The sequence below is a fragment of the Bacillus sp. EKM202B genome, assembly GCF_011066025.1.
Lineage (GTDB): Bacteria > Bacillota > Bacilli > Bacillales > Bacillaceae_G > Bacillus_A > Bacillus_A toyonensis.
In genome coordinates this window covers 4,854-26,559 of sequence record NZ_JAAMNK010000041.1, presented here as the reverse complement: position 1 = coordinate 26,559, position 21,706 = coordinate 4,854, and the positions used below count along the sequence as shown (strand labels likewise).

The 21,706-nt window shown below is 31.9% G+C and carries 14 protein-coding genes and 1 pseudogene; 5 read left to right on the top strand and 10 right to left on the bottom strand.

Annotated elements, in window-relative coordinates; genetic code table 11:
* Positions 1–285: 285 nt before the first annotated feature.
* Complete coding sequence (locus G9F74_RS26790; RefSeq protein ID WP_016107592.1) at positions 286–753, top strand: RsfA family transcriptional regulator; 468 nt, start codon at positions 286–288, stop codon at positions 751–753.
* 315 nt (positions 754–1,068) lie between these two features.
* Here the strand turns inward: G9F74_RS26790 and G9F74_RS26785 are convergent, their stop codons facing one another.
* Complete coding sequence (locus tag G9F74_RS26785; protein WP_165406334.1) at positions 1,069–1,914, bottom strand: hypothetical protein; 846 nt, start codon at positions 1,912–1,914, stop codon at positions 1,069–1,071.
* A 475-nt stretch (positions 1,915–2,389) separates the two neighbouring features.
* Here G9F74_RS26785 and G9F74_RS26780 point away from each other — a divergent pair.
* Positions 2,390–3,412, top strand: a pseudogene (locus tag G9F74_RS26780) (RNA-guided endonuclease InsQ/TnpB family protein).
* Between the two features lie 632 nt (positions 3,413–4,044).
* On the opposite strand, the gene G9F74_RS26775 reads toward G9F74_RS26780, so the two are convergent.
* The 5 genes from G9F74_RS26775 to G9F74_RS26755 all read right to left on the bottom strand — a co-directional run bounded on the left by G9F74_RS26775 (position 4,045) and on the right by G9F74_RS26755 (position 9,386).
* The gene (locus tag G9F74_RS26775; protein WP_000497660.1) at positions 4,045–4,551 is read right to left on the bottom strand and encodes a GNAT family N-acetyltransferase; all 507 of its coding nucleotides are present in this window, start codon (positions 4,549–4,551) and stop codon (positions 4,045–4,047) included.
* Positions 4,552–4,806: 255 nt separating this feature from the next.
* Positions 4,807–5,493, bottom strand: coding sequence for an ABC transporter ATP-binding protein (locus tag G9F74_RS26770; RefSeq protein WP_000447838.1), 687 nt, complete (start codon positions 5,491–5,493; stop codon positions 4,807–4,809).
* 11 nt (positions 5,494–5,504) lie between these two features.
* On the bottom strand, positions 5,505–6,932 hold the full coding sequence (locus G9F74_RS26765) for an ABC transporter permease (RefSeq protein ID WP_165406333.1): 1,428 nt from the start codon (positions 6,930–6,932) through the stop codon (positions 5,505–5,507).
* 483 nt (positions 6,933–7,415) lie between these two features.
* The gene (locus G9F74_RS26760; RefSeq protein ID WP_016107586.1) at positions 7,416–8,609 is read right to left on the bottom strand and encodes a S1C family serine protease; all 1,194 of its coding nucleotides are present in this window, start codon (positions 8,607–8,609) and stop codon (positions 7,416–7,418) included.
* Between the two features lie 600 nt (positions 8,610–9,209).
* Positions 9,210–9,386, bottom strand: a complete 177-nt coding sequence (locus G9F74_RS26755) for a hypothetical protein (protein WP_000050963.1) — start codon at positions 9,384–9,386, stop codon at positions 9,210–9,212.
* 163 nt (positions 9,387–9,549) lie between these two features.
* On the opposite strand from G9F74_RS26755, the gene G9F74_RS26750 reads away from it, so the two are divergent.
* Both G9F74_RS26750 and G9F74_RS26745 read left to right on the top strand, forming a co-directional pair.
* Positions 9,550–10,215 carry a response regulator transcription factor gene (locus G9F74_RS26750; RefSeq protein WP_016107585.1) on the top strand — a complete coding sequence of 222 codons (666 nt, stop codon included), beginning with the start codon at positions 9,550–9,552 and terminating at the stop codon, positions 10,213–10,215.
* Between the two features lie 13 nt (positions 10,216–10,228).
* Positions 10,229–11,692: a sensor histidine kinase gene (locus tag G9F74_RS26745; RefSeq protein WP_016107584.1), complete on the top strand. Its 1,464-nt coding sequence runs from the start codon at positions 10,229–10,231 to the stop codon at positions 11,690–11,692.
* A 270-nt stretch (positions 11,693–11,962) separates the two neighbouring features.
* Here the strand turns inward: G9F74_RS26745 and G9F74_RS26740 are convergent, their stop codons facing one another.
* Positions 11,963–12,610, bottom strand: coding sequence for a lysozyme family protein (locus G9F74_RS26740; protein ID WP_016107583.1), 648 nt, complete (start codon positions 12,608–12,610; stop codon positions 11,963–11,965).
* A gap of 2,737 nt (positions 12,611–15,347) precedes the next feature.
* Between G9F74_RS26740 and G9F74_RS26735 the strand changes: the two genes are divergently transcribed.
* Positions 15,348–16,085 carry a terminase gpP N-terminus-related DNA-binding protein gene (locus G9F74_RS26735; RefSeq protein WP_016107582.1) on the top strand — a complete coding sequence of 246 codons (738 nt, stop codon included), beginning with the start codon at positions 15,348–15,350 and terminating at the stop codon, positions 16,083–16,085.
* Between the two features lie 38 nt (positions 16,086–16,123).
* On the opposite strand, the gene G9F74_RS26730 is transcribed toward G9F74_RS26735, so the two are convergent.
* The 3 genes from G9F74_RS26730 to G9F74_RS26720 form a co-directional block, all read right to left on the bottom strand.
* On the bottom strand, positions 16,124–17,578 hold the full coding sequence (locus tag G9F74_RS26730; RefSeq protein ID WP_016107581.1) for an FtsZ/tubulin family protein: 1,455 nt from the start codon (positions 17,576–17,578) through the stop codon (positions 16,124–16,126).
* Positions 17,579–17,598: 20 nt separating this feature from the next.
* Positions 17,599–18,015 carry a hypothetical protein gene (locus tag G9F74_RS26725; RefSeq protein ID WP_016107580.1) on the bottom strand — a complete coding sequence of 139 codons (417 nt, stop codon included), beginning with the start codon at positions 18,013–18,015 and terminating at the stop codon, positions 17,599–17,601.
* 1,332 nt (positions 18,016–19,347) lie between these two features.
* Positions 19,348–21,045, bottom strand: coding sequence for a helix-turn-helix domain-containing protein (locus G9F74_RS26720; RefSeq protein ID WP_016107579.1), 1,698 nt, complete (start codon positions 21,043–21,045; stop codon positions 19,348–19,350).
* Positions 21,046–21,706: the final 661 nt, after the last annotated feature.

The following is a 21,706-nucleotide window of genomic DNA, read 5'->3' as shown; positions in this document are numbered from 1 at the left end:
TTATATGTAGGCTTATATTTTCAACTCCATTCATTTTTTAATAATTGCTTATACATCACTAATACAACGAATTCATGTCATCAAATCTATTAATTCAGTCGCATAGATGTAACTATTATAGTTACAGCTATGATAAATAGTCAACCTTATTTTTTATGCATTTTTGCATTATTAATAGTATATCCTTCTATCAATTTACTTCTAATTTTTTTAAGAGAGGTTGAGCTTCTATCATTTTAAGTAATTGCATATATATAATAAAAAGCATATAAGGGGGATGGAATCGTGGTAATTTCAAGACAAGATTCCTGGACTAACGATAACGATTTACTTCTTGCAACAATAGTGCTTCAAAATATTCGTAACGGCGGAACACAATTAGCTGCATTTAAAGAAGCGGCTAAACCATTGGCCAGAACTCCTGCTGCTTGCGGATTTCGTTGGAACTCTTACCTGCGAAAACAATACGAAGAAGAAATACAACAGGCAAAACAAAATCAAAAAGTGGAAAATAACATTTCTCCCTCCCAACAAAAAAAAGAAACAAACTCTTTATCTATTACCTTAGATGACATTATTTCATTTCTACAAAATTATAAAGAAATGGATGAATTGACAACTTTACAAAATCAAATTGAATATTTAGAAGCAGAGAATCACTCTCTTTCGCAACGTTTAGCTATGTATGAAGAAGAGTATAGTATGTTACTTAATCATATCGATAAGACAAGAAATTTAATTGTAGCCAATTAAATTTAGAAATAGATTAACTATTATGATTTCTAAACCGTAGTATTAGTTAAAAATAAAATTTGATTTATAGGAAAGTCTAAAGAGCATTTTTTGAAAATAAGATCGATAAAAACCCCTATTAATTTTTATGTTAATAGGGGTTTTTATCAAATATTTCTATCAATAATCAGACTTTGTTATAAATTATCACAAAGTATTTTAAAGCAATAATTACTTTACCTTGTGATAATCTTCCACTCTTATTAAGTATTAGTAAATCAAATAAATTTCCCGCTTTAAATTCATTTAATCCGTATAATAGGTATATACATTATTTTATTTCTGTTTTTTCATTTCTTCCATTTCTTGTTGCCATGTAGCACCAACACCACCTGATGGCGTATTCCAGCGGTCCTCTTGTCGTTTAATGCGTTCCATGTCTGCATCACTCGGCTTAAATTCTTCTACTTCCTTACGTTGTTGTTCACCTTCGTTATTATTAGGTTTATGGTTGGTAGTAACTTCTTCGGGCTTATCATTGGCTTCAACATTCTTGCCTTCGTTCATTTGAGACTTGTGATTATTTGACTTACTCTCATTAGATTGCACGCTTACGTTTTTCTCATCAGCCCAACGATTATTTTTAACATCCCATCCGAAAGGAATAACTGAATACATTTCCTTATCTTGGCCAACATAATCCGCACCAAATAACTTACCGTCCTTAAATTGAACTTGTATCACCGCTTCTGGTGCCTCATAAATATATTCAATTAATTCAGTATCAAACTTCTTCGTTTTAAATGCACTTGTCGCATTACGGTGTAATGCCTTAGCTACTTCTTCATATGGCATACCATGTTCAAGTGCTTCAAAGTAATCGACAGGCATTGTAGAACTACTTTCATCTAATGGAAGCTGATACTGCACAATATCAACTTTATCCTCATTTTTTTCCGTATCAATCGCTTTGTTTTCGTTATCCCTTGGCACATTATCATCCAACTTTTCCGCATCCTTTAATTCATCACGCTTTGTTTCATCTACCTTCTTATCGGCTTGCGCGTCCTTCTTCACTTCCTGCTCACTCTTAGGCGTTTCTTTCTTGGCAGAGGCGTTCTCCTGAGCACACCCCACTAATAAACTTGACAACAATAATCCTAATACTAGATATCTTTTCATGTCCATTCTCCCTGTTTGCGCTATATTTATACAATAACATTAGCGTATTTACCTTATATTACCTTATTTCCTTCGTAATATTATAACAATATATTAAAATATTTAACAATTTAATTCTCTATTATGTTATCTATTACGAGATATCTTACAGTATTTTCCGAACGAGAAAGCCTATCGCCTTTAGGCATGGGATGAAAGTGAAGTTGGATACGGAGTACTAATAAAAACCTCAAGGTTCGTGGTACTTTAAGTATCCAAAATACAGGTGGTTTATTGGGGTCTTTGTGTTATGATTTTTCGAAAGTAAATGATATATTGTAACTAGAATAAATGATTATAGAAGAATATTTCAAAGTGTTTGAGAGAAAAATCTCCTCATCTCATCAAATCTTATGGGCACGTCCTTATTTTGTTTCTATTGCAAGAAATGTATCAAATGAACGTTGTTGAAAATCAAAAAAAGGGGATGAAACGTATGTCACAGACCCTAACAGTGAAAGTAAAATTGATTCCAACAAAAGAACAAATCCGTTTATTGGAACAAAGTAGTCACGAATATATCAAAGTTATAAATACACTTGTATCAGAAATGGTTGAAGCAAAGAAAAGTACGAAAAAAGCACAAAAGATATTGAAGCGAATATCCCAAGTGCAGTGAAGAATCAAGCAATCAAAGACGCGAAAAGTTTGTTTGCTACAAAAGTAAAGAAAAGCAAATATAAAATCACTCCAATTTTAAAGAGACCTGTTTGTGTATGGAACAATCAAAATTATTCATTTGACACCACTCATATTTCAATCCCGTTTAAGATAAATGGAAAGTCTACCCGTTTAAAGGTCCGCGCTTTATTAATCGATAAAAACAATCGTAATTTGGACTTGTTAAAACATAAGTTAGGTACACTTCGTATCACAAGGAAATCGAATAAGTGGATCGCCCAAATATCTATCACGCTTCCTACAAATGAAAAAATAGGGACGAAGATTTTAGGAGTAGACTTAGGTCTCAAAGTCCCTGCGGTAGCGATTACAGAAGATGACAAGGTTCGTTTCTTTGGGAATGGTAGGCAAAAAGGTGAATGCCATCCGGCGGTTGGATGATAAAGAAAAAAGATGGATGCAAGATAAAGATCATAAAATAAGTCGGGAAATCATTGATTTTGCGATTGATAATCATATTTCTGTCATTCGATTAGAACAACTAACGAATATAAGACAGACGGCAAGAACAAGCCGTAAAAACGAAAAAAATCTACACACTTGGTCATTCTATCGTTTGTCACGATTTATTGAGTATAAAGCAATGTTAGCTGGTATTCAGGTTGAATATATAAATCCAGCTTATACAAGTCAAAGTTGTCCAAAATGTGCTGAAAAGAACAAGGCGCGAGATAGAAAATACAAGTGTCCATGTGGTTTTAAGACACACCGTGATATCGTTGGGGCGATGAATATTCGCTACGCAACTGTGATTGATGGTAAAAGTCAATCAGCCTAAGTATCTATATGGTCTGGTTTAGGAGGGGCAATGACATGCCCTCATCTTGAAGGCTGTTCAAAACAGAAATGGACTGCGAACGCTTAGTCATTCAAGAATCCCACCTGTAACTCCGTAAGAATTAGGGCTTGCGACTTTAGTCGTGGGAGTCTCAAGAGTTTAATTCTGTCAGTAACGCTACCGCTTTCTAACACTTCTTTTGCACAATTTCTTCTTTCCCGAGATGCACTCAAGTGAAAACAAATGAACAAAATTTCGTTAACCTGGTATGTATAGGTACTTATACAAGTCGATGATTAATACGTTCGCCGTATCAACCAGTCAGACAGTTCAATTCACCACAATATCGATACTAACATGCATTTCTCATCGTAAATAAAAAAACGACGAATCCTCTATTTAAGAGAATTCACCATCACAAGTAACTAATTATTTCATATCTATTTTTTCTTTTGCTTTCGTTGTAAGCTCATTAAGAATATAAACTTTCTGTATAAAACAAAGAAATCGAAAAAAATATAACTTTAAAGTCACAATCAACCATCCTGAGAACACCACATGAAAGCCAATGATATCTGGCACGAATAGTCTCAAATACCCAGTTCAAGCTCTTCTATATTCGAAACAATTCCCTATTCTTCTTCTAAAATAGCGTAATAATATTCATCCCACCATTCATTCCCATGTGGTATACATTTCCTAAAATAGCCTTCTCTTCTCATTCCAATCTTCTCCATCACTCGATACGATGGGATATTTTGTGGCTGACATGTAGCGATAATCCTATGTAATTTCATTTCCTTAAAGCCATATTTCAATGTAGCTTGTGCTGCTTCAGAAGCATATCCTTTATTGAAATATTTTGGATTGAACACCCAACCAATCTCATAAGTATGCTCACCAAAATATTTATGAAAAACTATATGACCAATCAGAATATCTTCATCTATTAATACCACAGGAAAGTTCTTAGCGTTTTTACCAATGTTTTCATTCACAAAGTTCCTTGTATCTTCTTCAGTAAAAACCCCTTCAGGTATGTATTTCATAACATTGATATCTGATGTATACTCATGGACAGCCTGCCAATCTTTGAACTCAAATTTTCGTATTAATAATCTTTCTGCTTTTACAAACATTTACTTTTCCCCCTCAAAAAATTGTAATTATATTTTAAATCCACATATAACCCTTAAAACAAAAAGAACCTGTAGAAATCTCTACAAGTTCTTTTTAGTTTCAAATGAATATATGTGACAAACAAACTATCTTACAGATTCATCACAGAAACTACAGGGCTAATGCTTTGACAAATACATTATATAACAAATATTAACATCCACGAATTTTATTTTTGAAAATTATGTGAATTAAGGACAATAGTAGCTTTTTTCTTAACTATTATTAATTTCGTTTACTACTAACTTCTTTTTACTTAAATAAACTGCTCTGTCTGATATTTTTGCAACTTCTTGTGAATGCGTAACAACGATTACACATTTATTCTCTTGATGGGCGAGCTCCTGAAATAGCTCAATAATCTCTTTCGCTGTTTCTCCATCAAGGTTTCCTGTTGGTTCATCAGCGATTAGTAAATCGACATTACAAGATAGCGCTCGAGCAATTGCTACACGTTGTTGTTGCCCGCCACTTAATTGCAAGACATTTCGTTTCGCTTCTACTTCTGTGAGTCCTACCTTCTCTAATAATTCTAATGCTCTTGCTTTTTTATTTTGTACCTTCACACCTGTAATTTCCATTGCCGTTAATACATTCTGAAGAGCGGTCATATAGGTAATCAAATTATAAGATTGGAAAATTACAGATACATGTTGATTACGGTATCGATCCAAGCCAATTTTTCTAATATCCTTGCCGTTATACAGTACATAACCATTTTTAGGTATATCCAGCCCACAACCTAAGCTAAGAGTTGTAGTTTTACCAGATCCAGATGGACCTAAAATCGTGTAGAAATGCCCTTTTTGAAAAGAAAAATTCACATTATCTAGTATCGTTACTTTTTTTCCGTTACTTTCATAATAATAATCTAAGTTTTTAAATTGTAAAATTGTCTCCATATCGAGCCTCCTTATTCATCTTTTAAAAGAATTTGTTTTGGATTTAAGCGTAGAATAGATAATGCCGGAAGAAGCGTTGCTAATATAGCAATAGTCAGTCCAATTCCCCCCATTTTCCCTAAATCCTCTCCTGTTACACTTACATCAATTTTATCAATTGGATCTTCATTTTGGTTTTGTGGAGTACCACCAGCCCCAACCATCATTACACTACCATTTTGTGAATTGTCTTTTTCTTCGCTTGCTGTAGCAATTTCACTCGAAAGTAAGTTATCCCCTACGAATTGAGAAACTTTAGCTCCTGTTGTTAGGGATAATCCAAATGCTAAAATAGCAATACATGCTACTTCTACTACGAACTGCGCCATCAGTTTCCATTTTTTCTCTCCAATAGATAATAAAATCCCCATTTCCTTACGACGTGCTTTAATCGATAACATAATGATTAACCCTAAAATAATTGCACCTGCAATAGATACCATATAGATAATCATTTGAGACGTAGAAGCAATATTTTCTATAGGACCAATCATTTGCTTGTACAATGAATCATGTGCATCTAACTTAAAATAATTAAAATCAATATCAGATTTTTTTGCTTCTTTTTTAAATGCACCAATGTACTGTGGATCGTTCAATAAGTACACGACCTGAATGCTACTCATACCTTCATCTGTTTCTAATTTTTTTAAAGTAGAGTGAGGCATATATAGTTTATTAGCTGGATTCATCATAGGAGGGGGATTTTGACCCATTGGTTGCTCATTCGTTTCATAAATACCAATAATTTCAAGTTCAAGAGTTTCCTTCTTATCCCCTGATTGAATTTTAACCTTATCTCCTACTTTCAAATTGTTTTGTTCCGCTAATCGTTTTTCCATTAAAGTTACATTCTGATTTTGCATCTTTTCTGTAATTGGTTTCCCATCAATGATTTTACTTTTTCCATTTTTAAAACTTTCTTGTAATAAAGTCTTGCGAACGCCTTCTATCATAAGAGAAGAATTCATATCTATTTCTGAACCTGAACCTGATCCTCCAACCATTGCAACGCTACCTTTTCCTTTTCCTTCATCTTCTCCTTCTAAAGCCCCTACTAATTTAAATCCATCCGCAATTCCGAAATTGTGGGTTATATAATTATAGTCTTTTACATATTTGGACTTCGCCAATTGATCTGTTTCTTTTGTATTGAGCTGCGGCGGATTAGGCGCTTCTCCAGTTTCCCTTGCTTGTTTTCCTAATTTATCAAAGTCAAGACCTAAAGTAACATCTGCACCTAGTTTTTTTCTTGCTGAATCAGCAGCTTTTTTTGATGCATTTTGGATTGCGAATCCTGCCAGCACTAAGTTTGTAACAATCAGAAAGACCGCCATCAAAATTAATGATGTTCCTATTCTTTTTTTCATATTGAGAATTGCACGTTTTATAAAATTCATTTTTCCTAACCTCCTTGATAGTTGTTATTCTAAATACACTATCTGGAGTTTATATGAAGATATTCAGTAGATTATCTAAAGATATTAGGTCTTATCTGGAGTGCATATGTAGTGATTCGTTAATATAGTCAAGAAAAACTGGAACACAAATTAAAATATGTAATCGATTTTGAACATTGGTAAAGGGTCAGTCCATTTAATGTGGAATGAGGACAAACGGAATAATAAAGAGGTATAAAATATCAGTCACCAACCGATTAACTTGAGGAAGGAATACAAACACGGGATAACTCCCTTTATTTATGACCCCTACAGTACAGGATGGGATACTATAGCTGGAAAATTAGCCTCCTGCATGGAATAAAAATGTGGGCACTCTTTTTGCTTCATCACATTTACCACCTCTGATATATCTAGTACCCACACAAAAAGCACATATAAAAAAACCACCCAAAGGTGGCTATATTTTTAAGCGGTACTTGTTTAATCCGCTAATTTCACGTTTTTTGTTAGTTTTTCACCATTTCGATAAACTGTTACTTTAATTGTATCCCCCAATTTTTTCTTTTCATATAAATATTTACGGAATTGAACGACATTTTCTATTTTTTGTCCATCTAATGCAATCACAACATCATATTGTTGTAATCCATCTTTTTCTGCTGGTGATTGGTTTGAGATATTCCTCAATACTGCACCATTCGATATCTCTTTTGGTAATTTTAATTGATGGCGTGCAGAATCTGTCATTTTCTCCACATCTAATAACTGTACACCCATCATCGGACGTTTAACTGTTCCATCTTTCTCAAGAGACTCTAGGATCGTTTTGGCTATATGAATCGGAATTGCAAATCCAATTCCTTCAACAGCTTGTTGTGCAATTTTACTCGAATTAATTCCAATGACTTCACCCTGTTCATTAAACAAAGCTCCTCCACTATTCCCAGGATTAATAGCTGCATCTGTTTGAATTACCTGTGCTTGCCAATCAACTTGTTGATTTCCAAGGGTACTAACAGGTATTTCTCGTTCCTTACTACTAATAATCCCCTTTGTTACACTACCTTCTAGCCCCAATGGATTCCCAATGGCTATTACCGTTTCCCCTGTACGAATTTTTTCTGAGTCTCCAAGTGTTGCGACTCTTTTTACATCTGCCCCGTCAATTTCTAATACCGCTAAATCTAATAATGGATCTGTCCCTACTACTTTAGCGGGGACCTTTCTACCATTATTCAATTTCACTTCTACTTTATTCGCACCGTCTATCACATGATTATTTGTAACAATGAAAGCCTTATTGCCGTTTTTTTTATATATGACCCCCGATCCCGAACCAGCTTCTTCTGATTGATCTTGCGTATTAAATGAATCTGCATTTTGTTTATAGTTAATGACACCTACCACAACTTCTTTTGCAGATTCAATCATATTTTGAGGATTGCTCACATCTTCTGGTTTGTAAGAGATCGGCGTAGCCTGATTTACTTCGTTATGCTTAGGAGATTGACCTGCACTTCCTTTAATTTCATTTATATAAGGGATGGTCAATCCAATGGTAATTGCACCAATCACTGCACCAATTATTCCTGTGAAAAAATACCCTGTTTTTTTATAGGCTTTATTCCTATTGCTTTCTGTTTGATTTGTATCATAGTGTCCCATTGTGAACATCCCTTTCTCCTTTAATTTACAATTGAATATTTTTATCTTGATATTTGAAATACGATGTATGAATGTAATATTTAAGAATCAGCATTTCAAAAAAAGAAAATTTTACCTTTAGGCATGGTTTAAACATAAATCAACTGTTTTTTCATAGAGGTAACATTATATTTGAAATTTCCTATGAATATATGTATGACGATATTCAAACCCACTTCGAGCTTGTCTCTAAAAAAAGAGCCTATTCGGCTCTCAACAAATAGGGTATTCAATGTACAAAGTAGCATGCGTGTTTATACAGGTGTTTTGCAAAAAGTTGAAACAAGGGACAATAAACATCCATTAGCTTATTTATTCTTTTGTTATAAACTTAGATCCTAGCATTCTCGTGAGAATGGATGGTAATAGGTTTGTGTGTAAATAAGAAGGAAGGGATAAAATTTGATAGATTGTGTAAATCGTCAACATCATGTATCATTCCTTTCTATTTGGTACATGTATCATACAAACTTAATCTGTATTCTATATGGAGTTAATCTAGAGTTATAGTAAAGATTTTCAGTATCTAGTTATTGAATACAAAAATAGAGAGAATCAATTTGATCCTCCCTATTTTTGTTCACTAGACTTATATAGCTTTCTTTTATTTACACTTGTGTATTTATTTAAGCACGGTGCTGATTTCAATTTTTGTTTTTCCTCTTTTATGCGTCTATTATTCGAATGAGGGACCATCCACAGTTGTACATCTAATAAAGAAAGAATGATGTTTGCTTCCAGTGACATCTTAATTACCTCCCTCTGTCTTGTTATGTATATAACCTATCTCATGCATCTGGAGCTGGTTTGAAATACATGTAGTTTTCTTGTGAAGTTTTTATAGTGTTTCTAATACGTCTCCACATCAACTCCAGATTGGAAGGTTATAATGACTACAAGAGGTGATATTATGAAGAACTATCACATTCTGGTGGTAGAAGATGATCAAGAAATACAAGAATTAATCAAACAATTTTTAATGACACAACAGTATAAAGTTATAGTTGCATCAGATGGATTAGAGGGCATGAAACTATTTAATAAGCAATCCTTCGATTTAATTCTTCTAGATGTGATGATGCCAAACCTAAATGGATTTGAAGTTGCCAAAATGATTCGAAGTCAGTCAAATATACCAATTATTATGCTAACTGCGCTAGAAGAAGAACAAGATCAAATGAAAGGATTTGATCTTGGAATCGATGATTATATTACGAAACCTTTTTCTTTTCATGTTTTGATGAGACGAGTCGAAGCAGTACTGAGAAGAAGTAATAATCAAAGTACGGATAATCATTTTGTATTTAGAGAACTACATGTCGATGGCGATGCATATAAAGTATATGTAAATAGGGTTGAAGTTCCCTTAACGACAAAAGAATTTGAAATTTTGCAACTACTACTTCAAAATGAAAAAAAGGTACTCACAAGAGAAAATATCGTAGAAAAAATTTGGGGATATGAGTATGCCGGAGACACACGAATGATTGATACGCATATGAAAAACATACGAAAAAAATTAGATATACCCTATATTAAAACAGTAAAGGGCATTGGTTATAAAATCGATGAATAGGATTGTAAAAATCATGAAGATGAAGAGAATTACCTATAAACTCTTTATGACTACATCCCTCATTTTATTAGCCTTTGCAGCCTTAATTTATGTAACTTTATACTTCTTTCTCCCTAAATTTTATGAGAAATACAAAACAGATCAGCTTCAAACGGGAATCGAAGAAATAATTGATAAATCTAAAGATCTTACGCTTCAAAATGCAACACCACTTGTTGATGAATACGCACAAAAAAACAATGCAATGATATATCTTCAAGATAATGAGGGAAGGGTTATTTATTATCCTTTTCTTAAAAGTACTATTCAAGGGAGCACTATTCAGGGGAGTACTGTTCAGGGGAGTACTCCCCCAAAAGGTTTTGTTACAACAGTACCAATAAAGGGTTTGGCTCAATCTCGTAATTCATATGAGGCTACCAAGCCAATACAATTCCAAGATGTTAACTTAACGCTTGTGGTGTTCGCAACATTTCAACCGATCGATGAAGCTTCACAGGTCTTGGTACGTTTTCTACCCTATATTAGTATCATTGTACTGGTTATTGGTTTAGGAAGTGCTTATCTCTATTCAAGGTTTATTACTAAACCACTTATATATATTAATGAAGGTGCACAAAAGATGGCAAACTTGGATTTCTCCGAAAAAATTGAGGTTCGTTCTATGGATGAATTAGGGGAATTGTCCAATAGCTTGAATGATATGTCCATCAATTTAAAACAGGCAATTTTTGATTTACAAAAAGCGAATCTTCAATTGAAAAGTGATATTGAAAAAGAAAGAGAAATAGAAACAAAGCGAAGGGAATTCTTTGCTATTGTAGCACATGAATTAAAAACTCCTCTTACTGTTATGAAAGGCTACTCAGAAGGAATGATCTATAATATCGGCCCTTATCAAAATCGTGACCAATATTTAAAGAAAAATTATCAAATAATTGAAAGTCTAGAACAATTGGTTCGCGAGATTTTAAGTATGTCAAAATTAGAACAACATACCTTTAAACTTCAGTTGGAAGAAGTAGATCTTTCAAAATCAATAGATAGAATCACAAAAAATCTCGAATTTTTTGCTTCTCAAAAAAGCATTCAGATAAAAAAAGAGGTCGACTCTGATATTATTGTTCATACGGATTGTATTCTTTTAGAAAAAGCTTGTAAAAACATCATTCATAATGCGATTATGTATTCACCGTATAACGAAAAAGTCTATATACAGTTAACAAAGAATTCTAAACACAACAACATCCAAATGCGAGTTATCAATACAGGTGTCAAAATAAAAGAAGAAGATATACAACATATTTTCAAACCATTTTATCGAATTGAAAAGTCAAGAAATCGAAATACGGGTGGGAGTGGCTTAGGGTTATATATTGTAAAACAAATTTTTGAATCCCTTTTTATTACTTATTCTATGAGCAATACAAAGCAAGGCGTACAATTTTTGATTACCATTCCATTGTCCATAAAATAAATAACAAAAGAGTCTCAATCTTATTTCCCCTTATAGAAATAAGATTGAGATTTTTCATATAGGATATCGTCACACCGATTAAAAAATGTTATCTTTTCCAATGATTTCTCAGAAAAAATAAAGTTTTTTTATTTTAGGTGATATTTGTATTGTTAGCCTAATAGCTATATTGCGAGCACTTATTATAAGAATCCTGAAACTGAACATAACAAAAATATAATTTTTTTGTTTATATTTTATTGTGGCTGACTGACAGTATCATTATACGGATTATTTAGAAGGGGCTTGTACATTTCGAAGAAATTCTTCAATAATTATTGTTTTTTCATTCACCTTTTTGGCATATGTGAAATCACCATAACAATATGGATACCTAAAGTTATTTTTATTTCCACCACAAGTGTACATCTCTGGATTTTGATCAACTTTCATCTTAGAAAACTTTTTGGCCGAATCTTCCGAGTGTTGTTTAACTTCTTGACTAGCAATAAAATCAATATACCCTGGCCCCATATTATAACTCTGAATAATCGTATCCATGCTAACATTTTTTTCCGTTCCATATTTGTACATTTGAGCAAAGTGCTTTACCCCCTGTTTAATGCTCAAACTTATCTCTTGAAGTTCATTTGGCTTTAATCCCAGTGATTCAGAAGACTGCATAGGGTCGTTGCCCTCACCTCTACTCTCTTGGTACATAATTCCTAATAAAACTGCTGTTTTATCTCCTAAATTAAATTTTTCTAATTCTTTTTTCAAGGTAGGCTCATATTGCAATACACGTTTTTCAATAGCATGTACTTTATTTTTTTGAATATTGTTTTTATGATTAAAATATAGTATCCCAAGCATTGTTCCTAAACCTAAAATACTAATAAAGAATAATATAATAAATTGTATTTTAATCGTATTCTTCATATATTCCTCCTCATATAAGAAATTATATTTTTCAATGGTTATTGTTTATTCACAAAATATGTAATGACTATCTATCCCCCACTCTTTTTAGATTCAAAAATCAACTCTTTAAGGTTAAAAGTTTAATATAAAAATTTAAAGATAAGGTAAAGATAAGATAAAGATAAGATAAAGTGCATTTTTTAGAATACTTTAAAAAGATAATTGAAGAATTAGTACTTCTTATGGAGATATCCCGTTTGAGCGAGATTGACATGATATTGACATTCCGTGATAAAGCAATGAAATATAAACTCGAATTAAGATTAACACATCAACAGACATTAACATGTTAACATCAAAAAGAACAAAATGTTAACTTCATGTCACTTTCCCTGGATACTAAAATGAACAGGAAACTAACGATACATGGATAAATCATAGATTTCTTAGAAAAAGAATTAACTATGCAAATTTTTGGAGTTTAAAACTATCTATAGATACATGATGTCTTTACGGGCATCATGATTACAAATCAAATTTTGTCATAAATATAAACGGTTCAGGTACAAAAAATTAAAATACATGTAAGCAACCTCTTAATCTTGACCATACTAATACTGATACTCTAAAAAGATACGCAATCGGTATAGATAATGAAGAATTAGTACTTCTTACAGAGATATCCCATTTGAGTTATATTGACACGAGATCGACATCCCGTGATAAAGTAATGAAATATAAACTCGAATTAAAATCAACATATCAACAGACATTAACATGTTAACACCCAAAAGAACAAAATGTTAACTTCATGTCACTTTCCCTGGATACTAAAATGAACAGGAAACTAACGATACATGGATAAATCATAGATTTCTTAGAAAAAGAATTAACTATGCAAATTTTTGGAGTTTAAAACTATCTATAGATACATGATGTATTTATAGGCATCATGTTTACAAATCAAATTTTGTCATAAATATAAACGATTTAGGTACAAAAAATTAAAATACATGTAAGCAATCTCTTAACCTTGACCATACTAATACTGATACTCTAAAAAAATACGTAATCGGTATGGATATTGAAGAATTAGTACTTCTTACAGAGATTTTTTGCTCGAGGAATATTAACATGAGATTGACATTCCGTGATAAAGTGTTGAAATATAGACTCGAATTAAGATTAACATATTAACAGACATTAACATATTAACATCTGACGGAGCAAAATGTTAACTTTATATCAACTCTCCTAGATACTAAAATGAACAGGAAACTAACAATGCATGGATAAATCATAGATTTCTTAGAAAAAGAATTAACTATGCAAATTTTTGGAGTTTAAAACTATCTATAAATAGATGACGCCTTATAAAGCAAAATTACATCCCGTTGTATTAGATTTCATTTAATAAAGTAATACCATTAACATAAATATTTTGAAACATGTTACTTAGAGTTTCTCAATCTACTATTAGATATATCATTAAAAAAATGGTAATTCTTGCATAATATTGATATAAGATTAACATATTAATCATCCTAAAGGTAAGAATGTTGATCTCATGTTAACTATACTCAACTATAATAGCAACAAGGCATTGACAAAGAGATCTACAAAACTATTGATTCATTGGGATGAGAATTAAACTTTGGAAAGTCCACACTAGTTAAGAATTCCGCTTTATAGATTACTAGAAATTCCAATTAGAAAAATGACTGAGAAATACAGAATATCAAGAAAAATACCCCTTACTATAATCAATAAAATAATATTAATATGAACAGAATTCCTTTGTACTATACAGCTTAAAAGTTTTAACTCTACACTTTAGTTAATACTGGAAAAACAACTATTTAAAATGTAAGAATTCTTCCTACGATTATTGACATGAGATTGATATTTTTGTAAAACTAGATCACAATACTCACCATAAATGAAATTAACATGTCAACAAACATTGACATGTTAACGGACGGAGCGAATCAAATATCAATCTCATATCAACAAATATTGATTATTATCATGATGAAACATTGATAGATACATGTCCTTATTATTAAAAGCATTAATAAACCAAGGTTCTCATTAATCTCTATTTCTTATAATTAGGGAATGAATAGAGCATCCTTCTATTACAAACTTTTTCTTTATCGCAAACACTTAGAAATTAAGCATTACAGCTTTTCAACAGCAAAGTAAATAGTACCTTGTAGTGTTTCAAACTATTAACAACTAACTCCTAGAATTTAATGTTCATATAAACCTATAATAGTTGTTACCTAAAATTACTTTATTAATGAAAAAATTCCGTACTACAATTATTAATAATATGGACACTTTTAATCATATTAATACCTATTATTTTTGAAAATCCCATGCTATATCCTCATAATTTATTTACAAATCGACTCTATTTACTTATCATTAATATTATGTGAATGAAACTGTCAATCTCATATCAACTAATTATAAGGATCTAGGGGACAAAGGCTCCTCATGAATCCTATATAACATGGATGCATTTCAAATCCCAGTTAACAAAACATCGATATTCGGCTAGAATAGTTTGTTCTTTGTTGATGTTCTGTCAACACTTTAAGTATAACATGTCAATATCATCTTTCATGTTAATATCAGATAAGGAAGGGGATTCTATTAATATCGTCGAAAAATACTTAACATATCAATTTCAAATCTCATGTTAATGTCATTTATCAGCACAATTACATACTGCTAAGGAGGTAATACTATGATTAAGCAGGAAAATCAATCCGAACAAACCATGGTAGATGATGAGAACTCATTACACGAAGACGCCTTTGAAAAGGCCTGGCGGATAACAGAGTTTTCTAAGTTAGTAGGTAGACACCATAATACTGTTTATAATTGGTTTAATACGTTAGAAGAGAAGGGCTTACACGGAACTCTTAGAACCAACAATACAAATGAAAAATTATATAATTCATTAGATTTAAATATAGCTCTTTTCATAAAGCAGAAAAGGGATGAAAAGTGGTCTTTAGATGCCATAATCGAACTTTTACCGCATCAATTTGAACTAAGGCCTGTATCTCCTGAAAATCACTCAAACGAAATATTATCTCAATTTGATTTTCAGGACGCAGCGGAGACAATTGAAAAAATGGTGGAACAAAAGATCCAAGCGCATTTACAAAACATCGAAATACAATTTCAAGAGAAATTTGAAAATGCATTAAAGGCATTACCTCAGCCTGAAGATCCAATTGCTATGAAAGAACGCCGAAGACAAGAAAGACTGGATAACATAATAATTGAACATAGAGCTCGTAAAGAATTAAGAAGACAAGCTGAAAAACTCTGGAATGAAAAGCCAGAGGAAGAACGTTTAAAAAAAATTGGTTGGTTTAAAAAAGAGGAAGATCTAGCAAAAAAACACCTATTTATCGAGAATTATTTAAACGAAAATATAATAGAGTATATGAAATCTATTATGACATCCGAATAAAAAAAGAGGCCTGAGAATATCCCGGGCCTCTTTTTTTATTATTTTGATGTGCCAAACATTTTGTCTGGATCCATAAATGCAGCTAAATCTTCATCATTCTCAGCATCAGCTGATGCTTCCTCATTACTAGTTCCCATATCGATGTAATCACCAAAATTAATACTGAAATCATCGTCTTGATCTTGCATTTCAATTGTACTAATTTGAGATTTTTTAAACTGAATTTGATTTTGTTTTTCTTTAAATTCATTAAATTCTTCAACTAAACCTTTAGACAAACGGGAAGGTAACGCATCAGTTTTATAGAAAGTATACACACTGCCCATAAAATCATTTTTACTAATTAAATACCCGTTAAATACAGTGCCATTGATTGGTAATGTATTTGTAACTTCTACTTTTGCATCATCCATAAATGAATCATCAATATTCTTTTGTTCGTCTAAAATTGCAAGCATTCCAAAATGATGTACCTTAGAAGCCTCCAGCTCACCATCCTCGTTCTTTTTCACTAACTCTATAGGATGGTGGAAAGAGCTTCCTTTCAACGATTCTGAGAACATATCTACTATTTCTTTACTATTTTCAATTTGATTCATATTGCGAGAAACTTTATTAATAACTAGACAACCAGTTTTCTCTAATAAAATGCGTTTAAAGTCCTGTGAATCTAAAATAACAGATGTTCCTGCGCCATTAGCAGCTGTATTTAATTCATGGATTATTTCACCAATGCGCTGATTTGCATAGTCTCGTGAATTAGCAATACCTTTTTTCTCATTTTCGTTTAATCCCTTAAATTCATCATAGAAATGTTGGTTATCTGCGAAAACAACGAATGCAACGCCTTTTGCTGGGTCATTTGCTAACTTCCAAATCTCTTGAGAGAATTTATTTACTTGTCTTAGTACATCAGGTCCATCAGCTCTTACAGGGAGTGTCACAACAATACCCATTTTAATAAAATCTTTACGCTCAATTGCATTATTGAATGCAATTTTTGCATACTTTTGTTGATTTGCTATTAATTCCTCTCTAGGAATTTTCATTGCCATACTTTTAAGTTCTTCAGCGATTACAGGTTTATTATGAAAAGCCGAGAATTCTTCAATTGCTTTAATAATTGTAGAAGTACCTGTTCCACCACCTAAGCCAGCGAAAAATAGAACCAATTCATCTGTCGGTCTTACACGCTCTGTGATGAATTCTTTTAACTTTTCTTTCGCTTCATCATTTGATTCTAGTACTTTTACAGCACGTTCTGGATTCTTCCCTAGTCCGCCTAATTTTAGTGATACTTGATTACTTGTAGGCACATTTTTTAATTCAGCTAAATCACCATCGTTACTATTTAGGGCAAGGCAGTTGTACACAGATGTTCCATCCGTATGCTTATATTCAGCAAATTTATCTACCATTCTAGTTCCAGCCTGACCAAAACCAACCATTGTCATTTTTACTGCTACTTCGTTTTTCAGAAAGTTCTTCGCCATTATTTTATCTCTCCTTTTTCTTATCTATTGGTTTGTTTACGTCTTCCTAGTTCAATTAACACCTGTTGTCCTCTGATTGTTGAGATTAAAAATTTATAAGGATGCATAATCCTTTCAGTTATTAATGACATTGAAGATAATGTACTAACACTTACTTCAGCCGATCTTCTTGATATATTGGTTCGTTCAACCTCTAACGAGTACGATTTTCCTTTTAATTTCTTAACTCTCCTGTCAATTACAACATTACCTACTATTTCATTTATTGAGATACCCCTCATATATTTCGTCTCTTGGTATTGTTTATTTACCTCAGATCCTATGTAATGAAATACATTATAAAGTATTTCGTCCTCTTCAAGAATGTCTGCAAACATGTTCACAACTTCATCAGGAAATTTAATTACTTTATATTTTTCACTCAATACCTCGTTCAAGTTGCCTCCCCCTTAAAAAGTTGGTTAATTATTCCTACGAATATATTACATTAATATAAGACGTATATCAAGTAATTATATATAGAACTTACATATAAAGCGTATAAGTTCGAAAGCCACTTGAACTGTTGATATATAAACACTGATTTATACAGCGTACATGTAAACTGTATGTAATATATATCAATTTTAGGTCTCATGTAATTAACAATACCTTCTATAAAACTATAAATTTAATATTTAATTTGACATTCCTTTGAATAATCCTTTATAAAAAATATCAAATTACACACATTTAAGGTTAAAATACTTCACAAAAAATCCATACACTCTATTCATACACCTTATATATAAGACTTATTTATAAGGTGTATGTGTAAATCCTTTAAAATAAGGGATTTTTCGTTTATATATCAATTTAACATCAACATTTTTCACGAACTTCATCTCTATACAACTTACATGTACACTGTATATATAAGTTGTATAGATACAGTGTACATATAACATAAAAACTCTTGTCTCTTTTCATATCATATTGTTTGATATGAACATTCTAATTTAATACAGAGACCTCCGTATTTAGATGATTTTTCTACTATTTAAAACCAGTGATAAAGGAGATCTGTTAATTTCATGTTATAAGTTCTCCTTCTAGTTAGTAACTAACATAATCGCAAGTTCAATACCTAAAGTGTTAGGCTCTACACATTCACTTGTTAATCTCATATATACACCATCTTTATAATTAACATGTTAAGTCAATGTTAATGAATTCAACTGAATTTATTATATTTTTGTGTAAGTATAGATTTACTAGTTGAATGATACATATTACTGTAAGCTACCAACTTAACAAAGCAATAGATACACCAAATGGCGATTAGTTCTGCTCAGCAAATTTGGCCTGTTGTAGTGTGCAGTTATTTAAGAGATCTTACCTTTACGGATCAAAAGGGGGGCAGCTTAGTACAGAACTATACATAGTAGGTTGACATAAAATTGATATAAATAGCGAGAAAAATTCCGATGGATTGCTTAGTTGCAAAAGGTAGTATTTAAATAGATTAACATCGAAGAAATATAATAGCATAGTTATTGAATGAATTTGAACAAGGACTAGAAGAGGTTTATTGTAGTAAATTAGACGCATAAAGTTATTATGAATGGTGTTATGAAGAATATATCTTTAAAACGAATAAGGGCATTTTCTTTAGTATGCAAGTCCACGATTAAAAACATAAAAATAAGATTTCTACATAGGTTTTAAGCAAACATTTATATATACAAAAAGGAGGAAACCACTTTAAAAGTGGTTTCCTCCTTTTTCGCTTACATAGACTCAATTATCATTTGTCTTTCATACCATTTGGTTAACTTATCATTAACACTGTTTGAAATCCGTTTCATTTTCTTATTACAGAATCTCGATAGTGTAGCAGGGGATAAGCCTAACTCATCTGCTATTTGGCGCATTGTTCTATTTTGATGCATATGTTGGTGCATAATTTTCTCTCTAATTAGCTCCTCAGTAATCACTGTACTATGAGCTATCGTATTTACAATCACATTATTTTCTTGCTTATCCGGAGTATCAATTACCTTTTTCTTTGTCAAACTCCCGATATTATCCATTAACTCTCTTGGTGGTAAAATGATGATTCCTAATTTTGAGTAATAATTCTTAAACCAGTTCCGTTCTCCAATTCTTGATTCATCAATTTCTTCAGCGTACTCCCAATGTGAAATAACTTTTTCTTTTTCTAAATCTAATAATACATTTTCTAATTGCTCACGAATACGATGTGGGCGTCCCTTAGCTATATTAATCCCCATAACAGACAATAGTCCTTTTTCTCCACCAATTGAATATGGTCTTTTTAAATTACTGTACTGCTGTCGAATTTTCCACTGCCAAGATAAATATCGAATTAGTCGCTTATGGAATTTGTGTCGATAACTATTATACTCCAATGCTTTTTTAGATAATAATGCTGTTGTACTACTAGATCCGTATAAATACATCGATAAAAAGCTACCCGGCTTTATTCTACAGGATTCAATACCTACGTAATCATTGGTATTTTTATCTCTCCAAAGAACTACAGAATCTAAAACGAATAGTCTTTTAATTATTTCACGCTTCATTTCAAATTGTTCACCAGTTTCTGCACGATCATTTAAAACTACGACCTCATTATCATCATTTAAATAAATAAATATACTTGCCAAGGCAGCTATACGTTGTGCAATTTTAATTTTATCTTCTGCACGATAATATTCTATACCGTTTGCTGATGCTTTTGATATATTACACATATCTAGTACATTTTCATAGCTGAAATCAATAAAATCATCTGGAGATTTCGCTTGATTCAACCACTGTATTGTAATTGTATCTAAACAGTCTGCGGTAAGATCATCCATGTTACTAATAACACCATCGACTAGTATTGACCATCTTTCTGCTTCGTTAGTGTTTACTAGCCTTAAATCTTCATCCTTGTGTGACGATAGCTGAGCAACTCCGCTTGTATTTTTAGTTTCTAATGGTAAAACAGGTACTGCTCCAACTTCATCTTCTTCAAAGTGATTCTTGGCTATACCGTCTCGTAGTTGATAATATACCGCATCATTACTTACAGGATAGTAATCCTCTTGTAGATCAATTGAATGCTCTTTTAACTTTTCATCTGTTGTATTAGATATTATAGCCGTTTCAACTTCTTCAGACGTATCTCCAAATTCTTGCTCTATTATCTTATCGAGTACATTTTGAATCTCAATTTTATACTTATCTAGATTCGCGTATATATGCAATAATGAAATCCCTTGTTCTTGTTTCTGACCTAACCAAGAAACAAGAGCCGAAAATGAAGGGGATATATTAGCTGAAGTTACTACTTTGTCATGATTTTTCTGTACTTCCTCATAATATCTATTCCACTTTTCCCATAGCTGCGTGTTCTTTTCATACATTGGAGCAGCAAGTAAAAGGGCATCGCTAAACAACACTAATACCTTCTCCATATTCCAAAACCTCCTTACAAAATTACCACCAATTAAAAATATAAATTATAAAACTTGAGACGTCATAGCTATATGGTGGCAACGTAGTATATAGCTTGAAATGTTATCAGAATAATCTATATTAAAAAATGATTTATTTAACAGTATTTGTACTATCAAAAAACATCCATGTACTTGTATTATATAAAACTGTGCTTATTTGTAAAATTACTACTTTACACTACAATCTCCGCGCCGGAAACCCATTTAATATTAAATAATGTAAATTATACTTTTAACATGAAACTACAATTCCCTTTTTCTTACAAATAAAATAAAACATTATGGCTGTATGATAACAAGTACCTTCTTATTAAGAAACAACGATGAAATATTGGTTTCATCTAAAAATTTTTTGAAAGTCATTCTATACAATGATGCAAATATCTCTACTTTTTGAAACACCATAGCTACATTCTGGCAAGTACTATTAAAAACTTGAAACGGTTTAGCTTTATGGTGACCAGTTTATTCTCAACAAGAAATACCTATGGTTTGTTGGGTCTTATCTAACTACAATTAACAGTATTTCATACATCGATACAAATACCTCTACTTTTTGAAACACCATAGCTACATTCTGGCAAGTACTATTAAAAACTTGAAACGGTTTAGCTTTATG

What these genes read in the sequence shown, in the direction of transcription:
- G9F74_RS26785 (WP_165406334.1), bottom strand. Translation starts at nt 1,914, where the DNA reads ATGAAAAGATATCTAGTATTAGGATTATTGTTGTCAAGTTTATTAGTG.
- G9F74_RS26775 (WP_000497660.1), bottom strand. Translation starts at nt 4,551, where the DNA reads ATGTTTGTAAAAGCAGAAAGATTATTAATACGAAAATTTGAGTTCAAA.
- G9F74_RS26770 (WP_000447838.1), bottom strand. Translation starts at nt 5,493, where the DNA reads ATGGAGACAATTTTACAATTTAAAAACTTAGATTATTATTATGAAAGT.
- G9F74_RS26765 (WP_165406333.1), bottom strand. Translation starts at nt 6,932, where the DNA reads ATGAATTTTATAAAACGTGCAATTCTCAATATGAAAAAAAGAATAGGA.
- G9F74_RS26760 (WP_016107586.1), bottom strand. Translation starts at nt 8,609, where the DNA reads ATGTTCACAATGGGACACTATGATACAAATCAAACAGAAAGCAATAGG.
- G9F74_RS26755 (WP_000050963.1), bottom strand. Translation starts at nt 9,386, where the DNA reads ATGTCACTGGAAGCAAACATCATTCTTTCTTTATTAGATGTACAACTG.
- G9F74_RS26750 (WP_016107585.1), top strand. Translation starts at nt 9,550, where the DNA reads ATGAAGAACTATCACATTCTGGTGGTAGAAGATGATCAAGAAATACAA.
- G9F74_RS26745 (WP_016107584.1), top strand. Translation starts at nt 10,229, where the DNA reads ATGAAGATGAAGAGAATTACCTATAAACTCTTTATGACTACATCCCTC.
- G9F74_RS26740 (WP_016107583.1), bottom strand. Translation starts at nt 12,610, where the DNA reads ATGAAGAATACGATTAAAATACAATTTATTATATTATTCTTTATTAGT.
- G9F74_RS26735 (WP_016107582.1), top strand. Translation starts at nt 15,348, where the DNA reads ATGATTAAGCAGGAAAATCAATCCGAACAAACCATGGTAGATGATGAG.
- G9F74_RS26730 (WP_016107581.1), bottom strand. Translation starts at nt 17,578, where the DNA reads ATGGCGAAGAACTTTCTGAAAAACGAAGTAGCAGTAAAAATGACAATG.
- G9F74_RS26720 (WP_016107579.1), bottom strand. Translation starts at nt 21,045, where the DNA reads ATGGAGAAGGTATTAGTGTTGTTTAGCGATGCCCTTTTACTTGCTGCT.